Source organism: Kluyvera sp. EC_51 (assembly GCF_019584505.1).
Taxonomy (GTDB): domain Bacteria; phylum Pseudomonadota; class Gammaproteobacteria; order Enterobacterales; family Enterobacteriaceae; genus Kluyvera; species Kluyvera sichuanensis.
Genome location: NZ_VDAG01000089.1, coordinates 19,455 through 36,078, shown reverse-complemented (window position 1 = coordinate 36,078; position 16,624 = coordinate 19,455). Strand labels below are relative to the sequence as shown.

The window sequence follows — 16,624 nt, the reverse complement described above, 5'->3', positions numbered from 1 at the left end:
GTGCGAAGGTGGCGGAATTGGTAGACGCGCTAGCTTCAGGTGTTAGTGTCCTTAGGATGTGGGGGTTCGAGTCCCCCCCCTCGCACCAACGAAGCGATATAACAAAAGTAACGAGATATCTGTGCGAAGGTGGCGGAATTGGTAGACGCGCTAGCTTCAGGTGTTAGTGTCCTTAGGATGTGGGGGTTCGAGTCCCCCCCCTCGCACCAGACTCCTCGTTCTCTCCCGGTAGTTCCCCCCCATTTTTGATAGTCATCCCATTAGCTTTACATTCATTGTTATCAGCACAAGACCGCCAACAAACGCAATGCATGACGGTAACAGCACAAAGTGACGTAACCGACGATGCCATATCATCGCGCCGCTCAGCAGCAACCCGCACACGATAACGCCGCGCCAGACGTCAAGCGACAGCCCCATCGTGCTCAATATGGCGATTGCACTTCCCGAAATCAGTACACCCCAGCCGCTACCTAGCGTTCGTTGCAACATGAATCAGCCCATCTAAATGATAATGATTACCAATATCATATATTGTTTTTTGTCAATTGTCTGCTCATGCGCTAAGGTTTCATAATCATTAATGACATGTATATTGTATGGTGATAACTTGTACAAAAAATAGCATGTCTAAATAAATAGAATTTGCGCTTTGCATTCATGAATTATTCTTGTTTTTGATGCATTTACTTATATTAAAGGCTGACTACAACATCCAACAATGACAGTACAATCCTGGCGCACCCTGCGTGCGCAAAAATATCAGCTAACGTTCCGGCTATTTTTGTTTCTGAATCTGGTCTCATCGACGCTGTCCGTCTTCAGCCCGATATATAACGTTAATATTTTTCCACTACCCGCAATGCTGATAGCGGTGGGCAGCAGCGTGCTGCTAGTATGGAACTGGCGATATACCAGCATAAAACTGAATATACTAATAGTTTCGGTTATATTCGGCTGCTTATGGGGCTGGCATATTTTAAGTAAAACTTTGGTGCTTGCTTTACCTAATGACAATTTCCAGATGGTAGCGCTTTTCAGCGTACTATTTGTCGGTACCATTGCCTTTTCCAATAATATTGTCGCCTTTTCCCTCCATTCAATGCCGACCTTTATTGTGTGCCTGATAACCAGTCCTTCCGGAGAATGGTGGAGAATGGCCTACTGTATGGCGCTGCCGTTAGTTGGCATCGCTATTCAGCATGTGATCCAGCGGCGTAACGATAAGTTCGCGCAGGGGCTGATGTATAAACTACTGGAAGAGCGCGAAACGCTGAACGGTCTGAGCATGCTCGACCCGCTGACCGGGCTCTACAACCGCCGCGGGTTCCAGTTCCGCCTGGATTCATTAATGTCGATAGGCAAGGCGCAGCACTCCGTCCTGCTGCTGGATATTGACCACTTCAAGGCCTACAACGACCACTATGGCCATATGATGGGCGATCAGGCTCTGATGCGCGTTTCGGCAGCGATTAGAAACGCCGTACGTTCCAGGGATATTGTGACGCGCTTTGGCGGTGAGGAGTTTATGGTGGTGCTACCGCACTGCAGCATTGAGGCCGCGATGCAGACCGCCGAGCGTATTCGCCAACATGTATACGATCTCAAAATTCCGCATATGTTCAACTCCAGCGTGGCAACCCACGTGACCATCAGCATCGGCGTAGCCCCGTTGGAGGATAACAACATTGATCAGGCCATGCAGCGCGCGGATAAGGCCCTGTATGAAGCGAAAAACATGGGGCGCAATAACATCCTGACCTACGAGCAGGCTCCCGCCGTCTAGGTTCACAAAACGCGAGTGCAGGAGACAAACTTCTTGCGCTCGCTTTTATCTATAGCTAGGATTGCTAATCATTATCATTTAGATTTGAATCCAGCAACGCTATGGCTTACCGTTCCGCTCCGATCGCCGATGACCTTATCTGGCGCACGCCGATTCCCTCAAAGGAACAGGCGTTCGCAGAGTCAGTGCGCGCCAAAATAGCCGAACTGCGTCCGCACTTGCTGGACATGTTTCGTCTGGGCGAAGCAGCCCCGGATTGCGCCAGAACCCTCAGCGAATGGGCAAAACCGACGGAGCTAAGCTCCTTGCTGGCCGTCTATTCCGATCATATCTACCGCAATCAACCAACCCTGGCGCGAGAAAATAAACCGCTGCTTTCCCTTTGGGCGCAATGGTACATCGGCCTGCTGGTGCCACCGTTGATGCTCGCGCTGCTGACTGAAGAATCCGCTATCTCACTTAGCCCTGACCATTTCCGCGTAGAATTCCACGAAACCGGCCGTGCGGCCTGCTTCTGGATCGACGTACACGCTGACGTTCGCGCCAGCCAGAAGCCGGCCATCGAACGCATGGACGATCTGGTGAGTCAGGCGCTTATGCCGGTTGTGCAGGCGCTGGAAGCAACAGGAGAGATTAACGGCAAGCTCATCTGGAGTAATACCGGCTATCTGATTAACTGGTATCTCGGCGAAATGAAAACGCTACTCGGTGAAGAGCACGTCAACCTTCTGCGCCAACGCTGTTTCTTTACCAGCACGCTGGCCGACGGCCAGGATAATCCGTTATGGCGTACTGTGGTATTACGTGACGGCCTGCTGGTGCGTCGCACCTGCTGCCAGCGTTACCGCTTGCCCGACGTTAAACAGTGTGGCGACTGTACGCTGAAATAAATAACGGGGCTTTCGCCCCGTTATTTTTTGCTGCTTTCTTTTACGCTGCCTGCTGACTCTCTTCAGCCGCACGCTGCGCTTCTTCGTTTTCCTGCTCTAACAACTGTTTTTCATACACTTTGAAGAACGGATAGTAGATAACTGCGGAAACGCAGGCCAACAGCACCACCAGAATCGCCGCACGGAAGTCCCAGCCTAAAGCCCATGCGCCGCCAATAGGTGCCGGTGCCGTCCACGGTACCACTGAAATCACGCGACCAATCAGATCCAGCTTCATCGCCGCCCACGCCAGAATCGCGTTGACCATCGGTGCCAGCAGGAATGGAATGAAGAACACTGGGTTCATCACGATTGGGGTACCGAAGATAACCGGTTCGTTGATGTTGAACAGGCTAGGCACCACGCTCAGACGGCCGATAGAACGCAGGTGGGCTGAACGGCTACGCAGGTAGCAGAACACCAGCCCCATCGTTGCACCGGAACCCCCGACCACGATGAAGAAGGTCCAGAACGCTTCCATAAAGATGTGCGGCAGCGGCGCGCCCTGCGCCAGAGCAGTCTGGTTCAGGCCAAGGTTAGTCAGCCAGAACATCTGCAGCATACCGGAGACAATCGCCGCCCCGTGGATCCCTGCAAACCACAGCAGGTGACCAATCAGTACGGCCAGCAGAATCGCCGGTAAGGAGTCAGCGGCGGAAACCAGCGGTTTGAACACGGACATGATGGCTTGCGGGATCAGCATGTCGAACTGGCTTTGAATAAACAGGCTCAGCGGATAGAGCGTCAACACCACCACCAGCACTGGAATCAGCAGGTCGAAGGAGTTTTTGATCATCGGCGGCACCTGATCCGGCAGGCGGATCCCGATGTTGCGGACTTTCAGAAAACGCATCATCTCCACGCAGTAGACAGCAACGAGGATCGCGGTAAAGATCCCAGTTCCCCCCAGGCTATCAACCGGCAGATGGCCGCTGGTTTTTGGTGCAGCCACCAGCAGAAACGCCATGATGGAGAGCATCGAACACATGAACGGATCGAGCTGGTTGCTCTTTTCGTAGTGTTTACCGAGGTTATAGGAGATAGCCGCGCAGATATAGATAGACATAATGCCCATCGTCATATCAAACGGCGTCAGAATGCGGCCTTCAAACTGCTTAGCGAGATCTAACCACGCACGGGCAAAGCCCCAGGTGGTATCGGGAGAAAACGGTGGGTAGGCGAAAACCAGTAAAAACGATCCTACAATCATAAAAGGCATGGCAGAGATAAAACCATCACGAATCGCCATAACGTGACGCTGAGAGGAAATTCGTCCCGCGACCGGACTAACGTAATTTTCTACAAAACGGAATATCAGATTAAATGCAGCGTGATTAGCAGACATAACAGCCCTCCTGACAGGCTTTAGACGTCAACACAGCAACAACGATTTTGCCGACATGCAACTGGGCGTACATTGAAGCATCAGGTGTTACGGGTCTGCGACCTGCAATGATGTTCATACCGATACAGTTCATACACGGCTCTTATTATAGATACAAAGGAAGTTACCCCCGCAGTATCAATCGCCTGATGAATAACCGCAACCGGTTACAGTAACCGGTTGCACTGATTGTGAAGGAGATCCAAAAAACAAACAATTTTTGCACAACTTAGCCGCTTTATTTACAACCCAGGTAACTCTATGACAGAGTGACTCGCCGAATTATCAGGAGAGAAGCATGAGCCTACAGTCCGTAAAGACATTCTTTGCCGAGCACGCGCCCGACATCAGCATCATCGAGCTTGAGCAAAGTACCGCAACCGTTGCGCTTGCCGCTGCCGCGCACCGCGTTGAGCCCGGACAAATCGCCAAAACGCTCTCGCTGAAGGTTAAAGACCGCGTCATTCTGGTAGTTGCGAAAGGAGATGCCCGTCTGGACAATAAGAAGTTGAAAGAGACTTTTGGTGCGAAGGCTCGCATGCTAAGCAGTGATGAAGTGGTGATTCTCACCGGTCACCCGGTCGGTGGGGTCTGTCCATTTGGGCTGGAGAATCCGCTGGCGGTGTACTGTGATGTCTCGCTGCAGCAATACGAAGAAGTTCTTCCTGCCGCAGGAGCCATACACAGTGCGGTACGCATTTCGCCGGAGCGAATGGCTAGCCTTACCGCTGCTACTTGGGTGGATGTCTGCCTCTAGCAAACAGGCGAGGTGCTGGCATCATTTATATCGTGTAACGACACCAGCAGGTCGGCGGCGCTCAGTAGCTCAATATCGGAATTCACTCTCAGCTTCGTCATCGCATTAAATTTGTGCGCGCGAATGGTTTTGATATTCCGCCCCAGTTGCTGAGAAATATCCATCAACGAATAGCCGTAGGTCATGTAACGCAGGATCAGGTTCTCGGTCGGGCTGAGAAAACGATTTTCACGCTGGGCAGCGGAATCCTCCATTGCTTCACGAACCTCTATCGCCTCTTCCAGCAGCTCGAATACGCTATGCCGTAGGTCACTCAACGTTTCGGATTTACTGAGCACACCGTGAATATAGGTTGGCGACAGGTGCCGAATCAGCGCCGCTTCATCTTTATCGTTAGCCAGAATGATGCGCATCACCTCAGGATGATGATTGGCAATCTCGCCCATCAATAACAGGCATTCAATACGAAGTTCACGCGTGCCGGAGAGACAATACATGACGCCATCAAACGGCCCTTGTTTGACCGCCAGTTTAAATTCAGCAATGCTGCGAAAAAAATGGAAAGTAAAATGCCTACCACGAGCGCTCATCAGTAGATGGCGTAGCCCTACCGCCGTCACATTACAATGCTCTATGATAGCGATGCGCTGCTTCCTGCTGCATTTTTCCATTCGACTTGCTCCCCGTAGGCTGAATAGAGATTGAGTTCCTTCATTCCCTGATTGCTGTTGAGCCAGGCATACATTTCCGCATTACTGCGCAGAGACAGGCGGCGCATCGCACTATTTTTTTGCGCGCTAATGGTTTTATTACTCTTTTTCAGCAACGCGGCGATTTGGTTAATCCCCCATCCTTTCGCCAGCAGTCGCAGTACTTTCCGCTCGGACAGTGTCAACATAATGAGTCGTTGATTATCATCATCACCGTCCGCATCATGCTGCAGCGAAAGCAGCATTTCACTCACGTTATCCGTGCTAACATTCTCCTGTTGAATGGCTTTTACCACCCGCTCAACGGAGTCTGATTCGGAAAGCAGCGTACTTTCCGGACGCATTAAAAATTCAACGGCTAATGCGTAGTACTGGCGGCTAATCATAAATATCCAGTGAATATCACGATATTGCGATAGCAGCGTATAGTATTGCTCGCAGAGCGCACGCGGGTTGCCAATATCGCCAGAGAAATCAACGATAACCACATCAGTACGGCGAAGTTGAAGCAGCGTTAACTGCTCGAGAGACTGGCAAAAATTGAGCTCATAATTCGGGAAGTGCATTCGCATGATGGAATTCAGCCCAGACTGCATAACCGGTATTTTGCTGATAATCACTGCGAACTTGCAGTACTCTGGCGTCATATAACCTCCGTATCCTTTCGAAGATTCGTTTCCTGAATATGTTTTTATTTAATCAAATAAGCGTATTCGCAGGAAATGAATCCATCCATTTCTATTTCCCTTTAATAGCGGCATAATACTCGTCGGTTAATTATCAAATAAACCTGACCGCTGTATGACTTTACCTGTGAGATGATTTCATCTGGTTAGCAGGACTAACTACGACAGTATGGCATATCAATGTGAAAGAGGTTGCTTAGAAAATATTAAAGTCTCAATAAGTAGAATTAAACATTCAAAAAAAACAGCCTACTCAGATAGTTCCATTTTCATTTTGAATTCTTTGGGCGTCACCCCTTCCCGCTTGCGGAAGAAACGCGAAAAATAGGTCACATCACTAAACCCCAGATAATCAGAAACCTGCGTGATGGTCATGCTGGTGTACTGCAGGCTGCGCTTTGCTTCGAGCAGCAGTCGCTGATGTAAAACGTTCAATGCGCTGGTACCGTGATATTCACGGCACAGGCAGTTCAGATGGGTGGTGGAAACCCGGAGCTTTTGCGCATAGTCGGCCAACGATAAATGCTCACGGTAGTGGCTCTCAATCAGCCGGCTAAACTGGCGTAGCACGCTGCGTTTCCGCTCGCTGTTATCCTTCACCACGCCTCCCGCCTTGCCCTGACGATTGAGCCACACCAGCAGCGCGCTGAGTAACGAATAGAGCATCATCTCCCGCGCGTCGTGATCCTGGGTGTACTCTTCCAGCAGCGTAGCAAATAGAGTACGGATATGGTGGCCGGAACGTTTGACCGGAATACAGCCGGGCTGGTTCAGCATATCCAGCGGTTGCCCAAACTGCGTCTCCAGACGGCTTAACAACGGCAGCGCAAGCGAGAGCACGTAGCCTTGCGTCCCCGGCGAAAAATGAAAGCCATGAACGCAGAGCGCGGGAACGACCTGAATAGAAGATTCGTTCACCACCAGGCGTTGTCCCTCTATTTCTATTTCAGCCTGCCCTTTGTGCAAATAAAGCAGTTGCACCAGTTCGGCATGCTGATGAACCCGAATATGCCATTCATAGAGGCTGCTCCGTTTATGGATCGATTCACAGTGCAGCAGGTCGGGTGTCGGCCAACCCATATGCTCGCCATAGAGCTTAAATACCGGCACCATCTCCGGCATATTCGCTTCGACACCCGCTCTTTTCATTCTCTACTCCACCGTTTCATAAGGCAGCCCCACGTAGTTTTCAGCAATCGTTGTCAGTCCCGCCTGCGAGCTGAGATAGTACTGGCGATCGGCCTCCTGCATCTTTCTGGCAAACGGGCTCTGGTCCTGAAAATCATGCAGCAGATGGGTCATAAACCAGCTAAAACGTTCACCTTTCCAGACCCGGTTCAGCGCCAGCTGCGAATAACGGCTCAGCAGGTCGGCGCGTCCATTCTGGTAATACTGCCGCAGGATACGCCACAAATAGTTCACATCCGAAACGGCCAGGTTCAGCCCTTTGGCCCCGGTTGGCGGCACAATGTGTGCGGCATCGCCAACCAGGAACATCCGCCCGTACTGCATCGGCTCCACCACATAGCTACGCAACGGTGCGATGCTCTTCTCAAGTGAGTGACCAGTCACTAACTTTTGACTCAGCTCGTCCGGCAGACGGCGCTTCAGCTCACCCCAGAAGCGTTCGTCAGACCATTGTTCAACGCTGTCGGTCAACGGAACCTGCAGATAGTAGCGGCTTCTAGTTAGTGAGCGCTGACTACACAATACAAACCCACGCTCATGATGCGCGTAAATCAGTTCCGGGTTGACCGGCGGCGTGTCAGAGAGCAGCCCCAGCCAGCCGAACGGCCAGATGCTTTCATATTCACGCAGAATATCGCGAGGAATGCTCTGACGAGAAACGCCGTGGAAGCCATCACAGCCGGCGACAAACTCACATTCCAGGCGGCAACGTTCACCGTTTTTCATAAAGGTGACGGAAGGCTTATCACTTTTCAGGTCGTGCAGCTCAACCTGCTCAACACCATAAATGGTCTGCGCGCCGCTGGCCTGCCGTGCTTCCATCAAATCACGTGTCACCTCGGTCTGGCCATAAACCATCACGCTCTTCCCGCCGGTCAATTCACTCAGCGGCACGGGAATACGCCGGTCGGCAAACAGGAACTCCACGCCGTGGTGAACCAGCCCTTCCGCCTCCATACGGCGAGCGACGCCCGCTTCACGCAGCAGTTCGACGGTACCGTTTTCGAGGATCCCGGCGCGAATACGCCCCAGTACATACTCGGGAGTCTGACGTTCCAGGATCACGGTTTTAATGCCCGCATTATGCAACAACTGGCCTAACAGCAGCCCGGAAGGCCCGGCACCGATAATGGCAACTTGCGTGTTCATGGGTGACCTCGCACTCTGGTTAATTATTTGTTTATTTCATGTATCAATAAAGTTTCAGAATGCATTTTTGATAAGTCAGAGGGGAAAAAGAAGGTCAGAATCCGTTCAAAAATTGCACTTTCGAACAGTTTTGCAAAAGTGTGGGCAACATCAACTCTTCAACAAAAGCGACTGGCCGCCGAATTTTTGCACATTGTTTGATCCTGGCCGGATTGCTCCCCCATGCTCTTCGGGTAAAAGTAGGTCATTACATCGGCGTTCTCGATACCAGGATCATTATGGAAGTAGATCAGTCAGAACAACGCATCGTCACACGGCTTTGTATTCAGTGCGGTCTTTTTTTACTCCAGCATGGGGCGGAGAGCGCCCAGGTTGAGGAGCTATCAACGCGTCTGGGACGCGCGCTGGGGATGGACAGCGTCGAAAGCGCGATCTCATCAAACGCGATTGTGCTAACCACCATTAAAGACGGGCAGTGCCTGACTTCGACGCGTAAAAATAGCGATCGCGGTATTAACATGCACGTGGTCACAGAGGTGCAGCACATCGTCATTATGGCCGAGCACAAGTTGCTGGACTATAAAGACGTCGGCAAGCGCTTTACGCAGATTAAACCGCTGCGCTACCCACGCTGGCTGGTTGTGCTGATGGTAGGCCTCTCCTGCGCCTGCTTCTGCAAGCTCAACAACGGCGGCTGGGACGGTGCGCTCATCACCTTCTGCGCCAGCGCTATCGCCATGTACATCCGTCAGGTGCTGACCCACCGCTCAATGCACCCTCAGATTAACTTTGGCCTGACCGCCTTTGTCGCCACTACCGTTTCCGGCCTGATGCTGCAACTGCCCGCCTTTCATCAGACCTCAACGGTGGCGATGGCGGCCAGCGTGCTGTTGCTGGTGCCCGGCTTCCCGTTGATTAACGCGGTTGCCGACATGTTCAAAGGCCATATCAACACCGGCCTGGCGCGCTGGGCAATTGCCAGCCTGTTGACGCTGGCGACCTGCGTCGGCGTGGTGATGGCGATGACGTTATGGGGGCTGCGCGGATGGGTGTGATGCATTTTCTGTTTTTACTGGCGCAGGACGCTGTGCTATCGGCGATTCCCGCCGTCGGGTTCGCCATGGTCTTTAACGTCCCGCAGCGCGCGCTGCCCTGGTGTGCACTGCTGGGGGCAATCGGCCATACCTCGCGATTCGCCATGATGACCGCCGGGTTCAATATCGAGTGGGCCACCTTCCTCGCGGCGCTGCTGGTCGGCAGTATCGGCATCCAGTGGTCGCGCTGGTATCTGGCGCACCCTAAGATCTTCACCGTAGCCGCCGTCATTCCCATGTTCCCCGGTATTTCGGCGTACACGGCGATGATTTCTGCGGTCAAAATCAGCCACTTCGGCTATTCCGAAGAGCTGATGATCATGCTGCTGAGCAATTTCCTGAAGGCGTCGTCTATCGTCGGCGCGCTCTCTATCGGGCTGTCGATTCCGGGCCTGTGGCTCTATCGCAAACGCCCAAGAGTGTGAGGCATCGGCGGTACGGGGAGTGCCGCCCGCCCCATAGCTTGTGCTACTATGTGCACTATATACGGCGGTGCTTCCGCCCCCTTCCCGTTGTTTTTTCAGTATTGAGATAGTGTTATGTCTTCTCGTATTTTAACGCCTAACGTGATCGGTATTGACGCTTTTGTCGCCGATCCTGCTGCGATTCTTGCGCAAACTCAGGGCGGCGCGCTCGCCGTGTTTGCCAATAATCAGCCCGCGTTCTATGCCATTACGCAGGAACGTCTGGCGCAACTCCTGGCGCTGGAAGAAAAGCTGTCCCGACCGGGTAGCGACGTGACGCTGGATGCTCAATTTTTTGAGGAGCCAACCCCGGCACCTATCGCCATCCCCATGGGCAAATTTGCCATGTACGCGGGCTGGCAGCCTGACGCCGAGTTCCTGCGCCTTTCCGCGCTGTGGGGTATCGCTTTAAGCGAGCCCGTTACGCCGGAAGAGCTGGCCGCTTTCGTCGCTTACTGGCAGGCGGAGGGGAAAGTGTTCCATCATGTACAGTGGCAGCAAAAGCTGGCGCGCAGCGTACAGATGGGCCGGGCCAACAATAACGGCCAGACGCGTCGCGATATCAACACCGTCAGCGAGCCTGACAGTCATATTCCACCTGGTTTCAGAGGTTGAGCATGAAAGACGTTGGTGAATTAATGAAGCGCCTGCAGAAAATGATGCCGGCGCATATCGAACCGGCATTTAAAACCGGCGAAGAGCTATTGGCCTGGCAGAAGGAACAGGGCGAGATCCGCGCCGCCGCGCTGGCGCGTGAGAACCGCGCCATGAAAATGCAGCGCACCTTTAACCGCTCCGGTATTCGCCCGCTGCATCAAAACTGTTCGTTTGAAAACTACCGCGTTGAAAACGAAGGCCAGATGAACGCGCTGGCGAAAGCAAGGCAGTACGTGGAGGAATTCGATGGCAACATCGCGAGCTTTATCTTCTCCGGCAAGCCAGGCACCGGGAAAAACCATCTCGCCGCCGCCATCTGCAACGAGTTGCTGCTGCGGGGCAAATCGGTGCTGATCATTACCGTGGCCGATATTATGTCCGCCATGAAAGAGACCTTCGGTAATCGGGAAACCAGTGAAGAGCAGCTGTTGAGCGATCTCAGCAATGTCGATCTGTTGGTGATCGATGAGATCGGCATGCAGACCGAATCACGCTATGAAAAAGTGATCATCAATCAGATTGTCGATCGCCGTTCTTCGTCTAAACGCCCGACCGGCATGCTCACTAACAGCAATCTTGATGAAATGAATAAGATGCTGGGCGAGCGCGTGATGGATCGTATGCGCCTCGGTAATAGCCTGTGGGTGATCTTCAACTGGGAAAGTTATCGCAGCCGCGTCACCGGCAAAGAGTATTAAGATAAATCCGGTGAATGATAAGCGTATACTCATCACGACAACTTTTTAATAGCACACACGAGTACACCCATGAAATCAGTAAAATCGATGCTTTGCCGAGTTATTATTGCCAGCGCGTTTGTGTCTACCGCTGCGGGCGCCGTATCGTTAAATGATCTGAGCAGCGCGGCTACCCAGCTTACCGGCGGTAGCAGCTCGTCGCAGTCTGGCGGCACGTCGCTCTCTTCGCTCACCAGCCTGCTTAACGGCGGCAGCCAGTCTCTGAGCTCCAGCAGCATGAACAATGCGGCGGGGATCCTGGGCTACTGCGCGAAAGAGAAGCTGGCCTCCGTCACCAACGTCGACAACGTGAAAAACCAGGTGCTGGATAAACTGGGTCTCAACACGCAGGCAGAACAGAAACAGGATACCGGCTATATGGAAGGTATTCAGGGTCTGCTGAACGCGAAAGATGGCCAAAAACTCGATCTCGATAGCCTGGGCAATACTGAACTGGGCAAGAAAGTGAAAGCAAAAGCCTGTGATTTCGTATTAAAACAAGGCGTTAACTACATTTCCTGATGTTTTTCCTGCGGCGAGCGCCCTGCTCGCCGCAGATTTACTGCTCAAAAAATATCCATTTCTAAACCAATTCCGAATAACAGCACACTTTCGCTACGATAGAATTGCAGACAGATGACGACACAATTACATTGTGAAGTTAACTTCTGTTCAGCCAGAGACCCTGGCGCTGTTGAGGATGTGTAGTGTCAGAGTTGTTATCCCTCGTGCTTTTTCTCGCTTCCATCGCCATCTATGCCTGGAAAGCGGGGCGTAACAAATGGTGGTTTGCTGCCACCCTAACGGTACTGGGCCTGTTTGTGGTCCTGAATATCACTCTGTACGCAAGCGACTACTTTACCGGTGATGGAATCAACGACGCCGTGCTCTACACGCTGACCAACAGCCTGACGGGTGCCGGCGTGGGCAAATATATTCTGCCGGGCATCGGCCTCATCGCCGGGCTGATAGCCGTCTTTGGCGCGCTGGGCTGGGTGCTGCGCCGCCGCCGTCACCATCCTCATCACTTCGGCTACAGCCTGGTGGCGTTAGCGCTGGCCGTGGGCTCCGTGGACGCCAGCCCGGCGTTTCGCCAGATTAGCGAGCTGGTAAAATCGCAGTCCCGCGATGGCGATCCCGACTTCGCGGCCTACTACAAAGAGCCGTCGAAGACGATCCCGAACCCGAAAATGAACCTCGTTTATATCTATGGCGAAAGCCTGGAACGCACCTATTTTGACGATCAGGCCTTCCCGGACCTGACGCCAGAGCTGGGTTCGCTGAAAAACGAGGGGATCGATTTTAGCCACACCATGCAGCTGCCCGGTACCGACTACACTATCGCCGGTATGGTCGCTTCGCAGTGCGGTATTCCGCTCTTTGCGCCGTTTGAAGGTAACGCTTCCGCCTCGCTGTCGAGCTTTTTCCCGCAGAACATCTGCCTCGGCGATATCCTGAAAAACTCAGGCTATGAAAACTACTTCGTACAGGGTGCCAACCTGCGCTTTGCCGGGAAAGACGTGTTCCTGAAATCGCACGGCTTCGACTATCTCTACGGTGCTGAAGAGCTGAAAACCACCGTCGCAGACCCGAACTACAAGAACGATTGGGGCTACTACGACGACACCGTGCTGGATGAAGCGTGGAAGAAATTCGAGTCGCTGTCCCAGGAAGGCAAACGCTTCTCTCTGTTTACTCTGACCGTAGATACTCACCACCCGGACGGTTTTATCTCGCGCTCCTGCAACCGCAAAAAGTATGAGATCGGCGGGAAAACGAACCAGTCTTTTAGCGCCGTGACCTGTAGCCAGGAAAATATCGCTGAATTTATCAATAAAATCAAAGCATCGCCGTATTTTAAGAACACCATTATCGTGGTCTCTTCTGACCATCTGGCAATGAAAAACACCGCCTGGGACTACCTCAACAAACAGGATCGCAGCAACCTGTTCTTTGTGATCCGCGGTGACCAGCCGGACGAGCAGGACGTGGTGGCGGTAAAACGTAACACGATGGATAACGGCGCGACGGTGCTGGATCTGCTCGGCGGCGATAACTTTATCGGCCTTGGCCGTAGCAGCTTATCTGGCCAGTCACTCTCGGAAGTGTTCCTCAATATGAAGGAGAAGGTGCTGGCCTGGAAGCCAGACGTTATTCGCCTGTGGAACTTCCCGAAAGAGATCAAAAGTTTCTCTATCGATACCCAGAAAAACATGATCGCCTTCTCCGGTAGTCACTTCCGCCTGCCGCTGCTGCTGCGCGTCTCCGATAACCGTGTTGAACCGCTGCCGGAAAGCGAATACTCCGCGCCGCTGCGCTATCAGCTGGCGGATTTCGCCCCGCGCGATAACTTCGTCTGGGTCGACCGCTGCTACAAGATGGGCCAGCTATGGTCGCAAAATCTGTCACTCTCCACCGACTGGTGCGTGTCTCAGGGGCAGCTTGGCGGTGAGCAAAAAGTTCAGCACGTCGATAAAACCCAATGGAGCGGCAAAACCGAGTTTAAAGATACGGTGATCGACATGGTGCGCTACAACGGTAACGTGGATTCGCTCAAAACCGTCGACAACGATATTCGCTATAAGGCAGACAGCTTTATCTTCAACGTCGCAGGCGCGCCGGAAGAGGTGAAATCCTTCAGCGGCATCTCCCGTCCGGAGTCATGGGGACGCTGGTCCAACGCCCAGCTCGGCCAGGAAGTGAAGATTGAGTATCAGCACCCGCTGCCGAAGCGCTTTGATTTGGTCATTACCGCCAAAGCTTTTGGCCCGAACGCCGATAAGCCCATTCCCGTTCGCGTCGGCAACAGCGAGCAAACGCTGACGCTGGGCCACGAGGTCACCACCACGACGCTGCACTTCGATAATCCCTCCAGCGCCAGTACGCTGGTGATTGTGCCGCCGGACCCGCAGTCAACCAATGAAGGGAATATCCTCGGCCATTCGCCTCGTCAACTCGGGGTTGGCATGGTCGAAATCAAGGTCATCGATGCCGAGGGGTAACAGCGGCGCGCTTTCATAGGGGGTATACCACCCCTTATGAAAGCATATAAAGCTTTATAATCATTAAAAACCAGTTCAAATAACCATATAAATACTATTTGTATTTATAAATATACCGCAAAAATGAGTTTAGCTAGCATTTGCCAACACAAAAACTATTGGTAAATATTGCTGCGTAATCATGCTCACAGGGTATAAATTCGAATCCATTCGCTTCTTAGATGATGAAAATATTGTCGCCTGGGAAGTTCTCTCCACCGCACCAGCGCAAATTAACCTTGAGCTTTTTTTCAGTAATATGGCGCTGGAAGCCAGATTGTCTCTTTTCTTTGCTCAGCTATCACATGTGCTGAGCACGCCTCCCTGCGGCAAGTATTACCTCAATGCCAATGCGGAGGTCCTGCTCACACCTGATTTTTTGCAGCGCCTGTGCAGTGAGTTCGGCACGATTGAAAACATCGCCATTGAACTTACTGACCTGGAGCAGCTTCCGCTGCTCTCAGCCGACGATAGCGAGCGGCTGCGTGCGCGTATTGCTACGCTGCGGGAAATGGGTATCGCGGTCTGGGCCGATGACGTCCATGACGACATTCTGCCTTGCCTCGTAGAACAGGATTACCGTTTCTCTGGCGCAAAAATTGATAAGCATGCGTTCTGGACCGGTCGTGAATGCAAAGATGCCTTTCTCAAGCTTGCCCATCTGTGCAAAAAGATTGCCGATGAGGTTCTCGTGGAAGGTATTGAAACGCTTGCTGACTTCCAATTAGCCCGTGATTCACACGCTAATTATGGTCAGGGCTTTTTGTGGAATAAATAGCCATGATCTATCCGCCTTATCAGGTCGCTATCCTGAGCACAAACTATTTCCTATGGTTGGGGCTAAAGCACGCGCTTCCCTATATGGTGTGCCCAAACCCTGCTATTCAATGGCTGAATAAAGATAACGATGAGAGCGTATTTCAATTACGCGAAATAATTCTCCACGACGATAAAGAAGCAAAGTGGCTGGTCATTACTGAGCATAACCGGGTACAGGAAGTACAGCAATTTCTGCCGCCGGAACGCGCCTGCGTTTTCAGCGATAAACTCTCGCTCAGAGCGCTGGGCCAGCAGCTTAATAAGCCTGAGTTCCGCCGGACCCTACGCAAAGAATCACCGCTAACGCAGTCAGAGATCCATGTTTGTTTATTGATAATATTGGGTTTTTCACCAAAGACCATTGCCGATATGCTGCATAAGTCACCGAAGACTATTTATACCCATCGCCGCAATGCCATGGCGAAGTTTCACTGCAGTACGCTGGCAGAATTATACCGAAAAATTCGCACTGTAAATAACAGTTCACTTTATCACTAATAACCAAAAGAAATCATAAGCATTGCCTCTTAAATATTACCTCCGCGCTGCCTGATAGAAATAGTCCAGAAACGCGGAGTGAACATTTTAATTACATTGTTAGGAATAGGCTGAGATTTATCGAATAAAAGTATCCTTTAGGAGGTAGCCAAATCTACTATTTGCGCAAATACCGTCCAGGAACACGTTTAATCCAAGACTGCGTCAATTTATCTACCGGAGCTTATCTATGAAAAGGATGCCTATCGTCATTTTCAGCCTGTTTTACTTGATGTCCCACTCTGCCCTGGCGGACAGTTCTGCCACAGCAACCATGCACGTTTCGCTGGAAGTGCTGAAGTCCTGCACGCTTCAGACCAACGATCTGAACTTCGCCAGCCACGGCTCTGACGAATCCCGTGAAATTAATACCACCACTCAGCTTAACGTGCTGTGTACCAACGGTACGCCGTTTAACCTCTCAGCGGCCAGCAGCGATAGCGAAAGTGACGGCACGTTTTGGCTCAAGCCAGAAGACAGCAGCCTCGGGGCACAGAACATTGCCTATAAGCTGTATGCCGATGAAAGCAAGAAAACGCCGGTCAACGCCAGCGGTGGGATTGAAGGGACCGGTACCGGGCAGACTCAATCGGAAACCATCGTTGGTGTTATCGAAGCAGGTGCTTTAACCAATGCCAAAGCCGGTTTGTACAGCGATGACGTCACCCTGAATCTGGTGTACTAAG

General features: G+C 52.1%; 18 protein-coding genes and 2 tRNA genes. 14 read left to right on the top strand and 6 right to left on the bottom strand.

The features are described from left to right. The first annotated feature begins 2 nt into the window (after positions 1 to 2). Together FHC49_RS16365 and FHC49_RS16360 are read left to right on the top strand one after the other, a co-directional pair. A tRNA-Leu gene (locus tag FHC49_RS16365) sits at positions 3 to 88 on the top strand. 35 nt (positions 89 to 123) lie between these two features. Continuing rightward, a tRNA-Leu gene (locus FHC49_RS16360) sits at positions 124 to 209 on the top strand. Positions 210 to 252: 43 nt separating this feature from the next. Here FHC49_RS16360 and FHC49_RS16355 read toward each other — a convergent pair. After that, positions 253 to 492 carry a DUF1435 domain-containing protein gene (locus FHC49_RS16355; protein WP_220440315.1) on the bottom strand — a complete coding sequence of 80 codons (240 nt, stop codon included), beginning with the start codon at positions 490 to 492 and terminating at the stop codon, positions 253 to 255. Between the two features lie 229 nt (positions 493 to 721). Between FHC49_RS16355 and FHC49_RS16350 the strand changes: the two genes are divergently transcribed. After that, positions 722 to 1,786 (top strand): GGDEF domain-containing protein, encoded by a 1,065-nt coding sequence (locus FHC49_RS16350; protein ID WP_185668240.1) that lies wholly within the window; start codon positions 722 to 724, stop codon positions 1,784 to 1,786. Positions 1,787 to 1,887: 101 nt separating this feature from the next. After that, positions 1,888 to 2,676, top strand: coding sequence for a siderophore-iron reductase FhuF (gene fhuF, locus FHC49_RS16345; RefSeq protein WP_220440314.1), 789 nt, complete (start codon positions 1,888 to 1,890; stop codon positions 2,674 to 2,676). Positions 2,677 to 2,716: 40 nt separating this feature from the next. Here fhuF and FHC49_RS16340 read toward each other — a convergent pair whose 3' ends face one another. Next, positions 2,717 to 4,060, bottom strand: coding sequence for a PTS sugar transporter subunit IIC (locus tag FHC49_RS16340; RefSeq protein ID WP_185668238.1), 1,344 nt, complete (start codon positions 4,058 to 4,060; stop codon positions 2,717 to 2,719). 337 nt (positions 4,061 to 4,397) lie between these two features. On the opposite strand from FHC49_RS16340, the gene FHC49_RS16335 reads away from it, so the two are divergent. Next, positions 4,398 to 4,856, top strand: a complete 459-nt coding sequence (locus tag FHC49_RS16335) for a YbaK/EbsC family protein (protein WP_185668237.1) — start codon at positions 4,398 to 4,400, stop codon at positions 4,854 to 4,856. On the opposite strand, the gene bglJ is transcribed toward FHC49_RS16335, so the two are convergent. From bglJ to pobA, 4 genes are all read right to left on the bottom strand, one after another. Beyond that, positions 4,853 to 5,527, bottom strand: a complete 675-nt coding sequence (gene bglJ, locus FHC49_RS16330; RefSeq protein ID WP_185668236.1) for a DNA-binding transcriptional activator BglJ — start codon at positions 5,525 to 5,527, stop codon at positions 4,853 to 4,855. The genes FHC49_RS16335 and bglJ overlap by 4 nt on opposite strands. Beyond that, positions 5,488 to 6,213, bottom strand: coding sequence for a response regulator transcription factor (locus FHC49_RS16325; RefSeq protein WP_185668235.1), 726 nt, complete (start codon positions 6,211 to 6,213; stop codon positions 5,488 to 5,490). Before FHC49_RS16325 ends, bglJ begins: the two co-directional genes overlap by 40 nt. Positions 6,214 to 6,501: 288 nt before the next feature. Further along, on the bottom strand, positions 6,502 to 7,374 hold the full coding sequence (locus FHC49_RS16320) for a helix-turn-helix domain-containing protein (protein ID WP_220440359.1): 873 nt from the start codon (positions 7,372 to 7,374) through the stop codon (positions 6,502 to 6,504). Between the two features lie 30 nt (positions 7,375 to 7,404). Further along, the gene (gene pobA, locus FHC49_RS16315; RefSeq protein ID WP_185668234.1) at positions 7,405 to 8,589 is read right to left on the bottom strand and encodes a 4-hydroxybenzoate 3-monooxygenase; all 1,185 of its coding nucleotides are present in this window, start codon (positions 8,587 to 8,589) and stop codon (positions 7,405 to 7,407) included. Between the two features lie 278 nt (positions 8,590 to 8,867). Between pobA and FHC49_RS16310 the strand changes: the two genes are divergently transcribed. The 9 genes from FHC49_RS16310 (at position 8,868) to FHC49_RS16270 (ending at position 16,623) form a co-directional block, all read left to right on the top strand. Further along, the gene (locus FHC49_RS16310; RefSeq protein WP_220440313.1) at positions 8,868 to 9,644 is read left to right on the top strand and encodes a threonine/serine exporter ThrE family protein; all 777 of its coding nucleotides are present in this window, start codon (positions 8,868 to 8,870) and stop codon (positions 9,642 to 9,644) included. Continuing rightward, positions 9,635 to 10,108 (top strand): threonine/serine exporter, encoded by a 474-nt coding sequence (locus tag FHC49_RS16305; RefSeq protein WP_185668232.1) that lies wholly within the window; start codon positions 9,635 to 9,637, stop codon positions 10,106 to 10,108. The genes FHC49_RS16310 and FHC49_RS16305 overlap by 10 nt, the downstream gene beginning before the upstream one ends. Before the next feature lie 114 nt (positions 10,109 to 10,222). Continuing rightward, entirely contained in the window at positions 10,223 to 10,762 is a 540-nt protein-coding gene (gene dnaT, locus FHC49_RS16300; protein WP_220440312.1) for a primosomal protein DnaT, read from the top strand. A 2-nt stretch (positions 10,763 to 10,764) separates the two neighbouring features. Next, the gene (gene dnaC, locus FHC49_RS16295; RefSeq protein WP_220440311.1) at positions 10,765 to 11,502 is read left to right on the top strand and encodes a DNA replication protein DnaC; all 738 of its coding nucleotides are present in this window, start codon (positions 10,765 to 10,767) and stop codon (positions 11,500 to 11,502) included. Between the two features lie 69 nt (positions 11,503 to 11,571). Next, positions 11,572 to 12,063: a DUF2501 domain-containing protein gene (locus tag FHC49_RS16290; RefSeq protein WP_185668229.1), complete on the top strand. Its 492-nt coding sequence runs from the start codon at positions 11,572 to 11,574 to the stop codon at positions 12,061 to 12,063. A gap of 185 nt (positions 12,064 to 12,248) precedes the next feature. Next, a complete protein-coding gene (gene opgB / locus FHC49_RS16285) occupies positions 12,249 to 14,543 on the top strand; it encodes a phosphatidylglycerol--membrane-oligosaccharide glycerophosphotransferase (RefSeq protein WP_185668228.1) in 2,295 nt (764 codons plus the stop codon). A gap of 181 nt (positions 14,544 to 14,724) precedes the next feature. Next, complete coding sequence (locus tag FHC49_RS16280) at positions 14,725 to 15,360, top strand: EAL domain-containing protein (RefSeq protein WP_220440310.1); 636 nt, start codon at positions 14,725 to 14,727, stop codon at positions 15,358 to 15,360. Between the two features lie 2 nt (positions 15,361 to 15,362). Beyond that, positions 15,363 to 15,899 (top strand): helix-turn-helix transcriptional regulator, encoded by a 537-nt coding sequence (locus FHC49_RS16275; RefSeq protein WP_220440309.1) that lies wholly within the window; start codon positions 15,363 to 15,365, stop codon positions 15,897 to 15,899. A gap of 229 nt (positions 15,900 to 16,128) precedes the next feature. Continuing rightward, positions 16,129 to 16,623, top strand: coding sequence for a spore coat protein U domain-containing protein (locus FHC49_RS16270; RefSeq protein WP_220440308.1), 495 nt, complete (start codon positions 16,129 to 16,131; stop codon positions 16,621 to 16,623). Position 16,624 lies beyond the last annotated feature (1 nt).

Bases quoted from the DNA above. Each gene is read 5' to 3' on its own strand.
- FHC49_RS16355 (WP_220440315.1), bottom strand. From the start codon at position 492: ATGTTGCAACGAACGCTAGGTAGCGGCTGGGGTGTACTGATTTCGGGA.
- FHC49_RS16350 (WP_185668240.1), top strand. From the start codon at position 722: ATGACAGTACAATCCTGGCGCACCCTGCGTGCGCAAAAATATCAGCTA.
- fhuF (WP_220440314.1), top strand. From the start codon at position 1,888: ATGGCTTACCGTTCCGCTCCGATCGCCGATGACCTTATCTGGCGCACG.
- FHC49_RS16340 (WP_185668238.1), bottom strand. From the start codon at position 4,060: ATGTCTGCTAATCACGCTGCATTTAATCTGATATTCCGTTTTGTAGAA.
- FHC49_RS16335 (WP_185668237.1), top strand. From the start codon at position 4,398: ATGAGCCTACAGTCCGTAAAGACATTCTTTGCCGAGCACGCGCCCGAC.
- bglJ (WP_185668236.1), bottom strand. From the start codon at position 5,527: ATGGAAAAATGCAGCAGGAAGCAGCGCATCGCTATCATAGAGCATTGT.
- FHC49_RS16325 (WP_185668235.1), bottom strand. From the start codon at position 6,213: ATGACGCCAGAGTACTGCAAGTTCGCAGTGATTATCAGCAAAATACCG.
- FHC49_RS16320 (WP_220440359.1), bottom strand. From the start codon at position 7,374: ATGCCGGAGATGGTGCCGGTATTTAAGCTCTATGGCGAGCATATGGGT.
- pobA (WP_185668234.1), bottom strand. From the start codon at position 8,589: ATGAACACGCAAGTTGCCATTATCGGTGCCGGGCCTTCCGGGCTGCTG.
- FHC49_RS16310 (WP_220440313.1), top strand. From the start codon at position 8,868: ATGGAAGTAGATCAGTCAGAACAACGCATCGTCACACGGCTTTGTATT.
- FHC49_RS16305 (WP_185668232.1), top strand. From the start codon at position 9,635: ATGGGTGTGATGCATTTTCTGTTTTTACTGGCGCAGGACGCTGTGCTA.
- dnaT (WP_220440312.1), top strand. From the start codon at position 10,223: ATGTCTTCTCGTATTTTAACGCCTAACGTGATCGGTATTGACGCTTTT.
- dnaC (WP_220440311.1), top strand. From the start codon at position 10,765: ATGAAAGACGTTGGTGAATTAATGAAGCGCCTGCAGAAAATGATGCCG.
- FHC49_RS16290 (WP_185668229.1), top strand. From the start codon at position 11,572: ATGAAATCAGTAAAATCGATGCTTTGCCGAGTTATTATTGCCAGCGCG.
- FHC49_RS16280 (WP_220440310.1), top strand. From the start codon at position 14,725: ATGCTCACAGGGTATAAATTCGAATCCATTCGCTTCTTAGATGATGAA.
- FHC49_RS16275 (WP_220440309.1), top strand. From the start codon at position 15,363: ATGATCTATCCGCCTTATCAGGTCGCTATCCTGAGCACAAACTATTTC.
- FHC49_RS16270 (WP_220440308.1), top strand. From the start codon at position 16,129: ATGAAAAGGATGCCTATCGTCATTTTCAGCCTGTTTTACTTGATGTCC.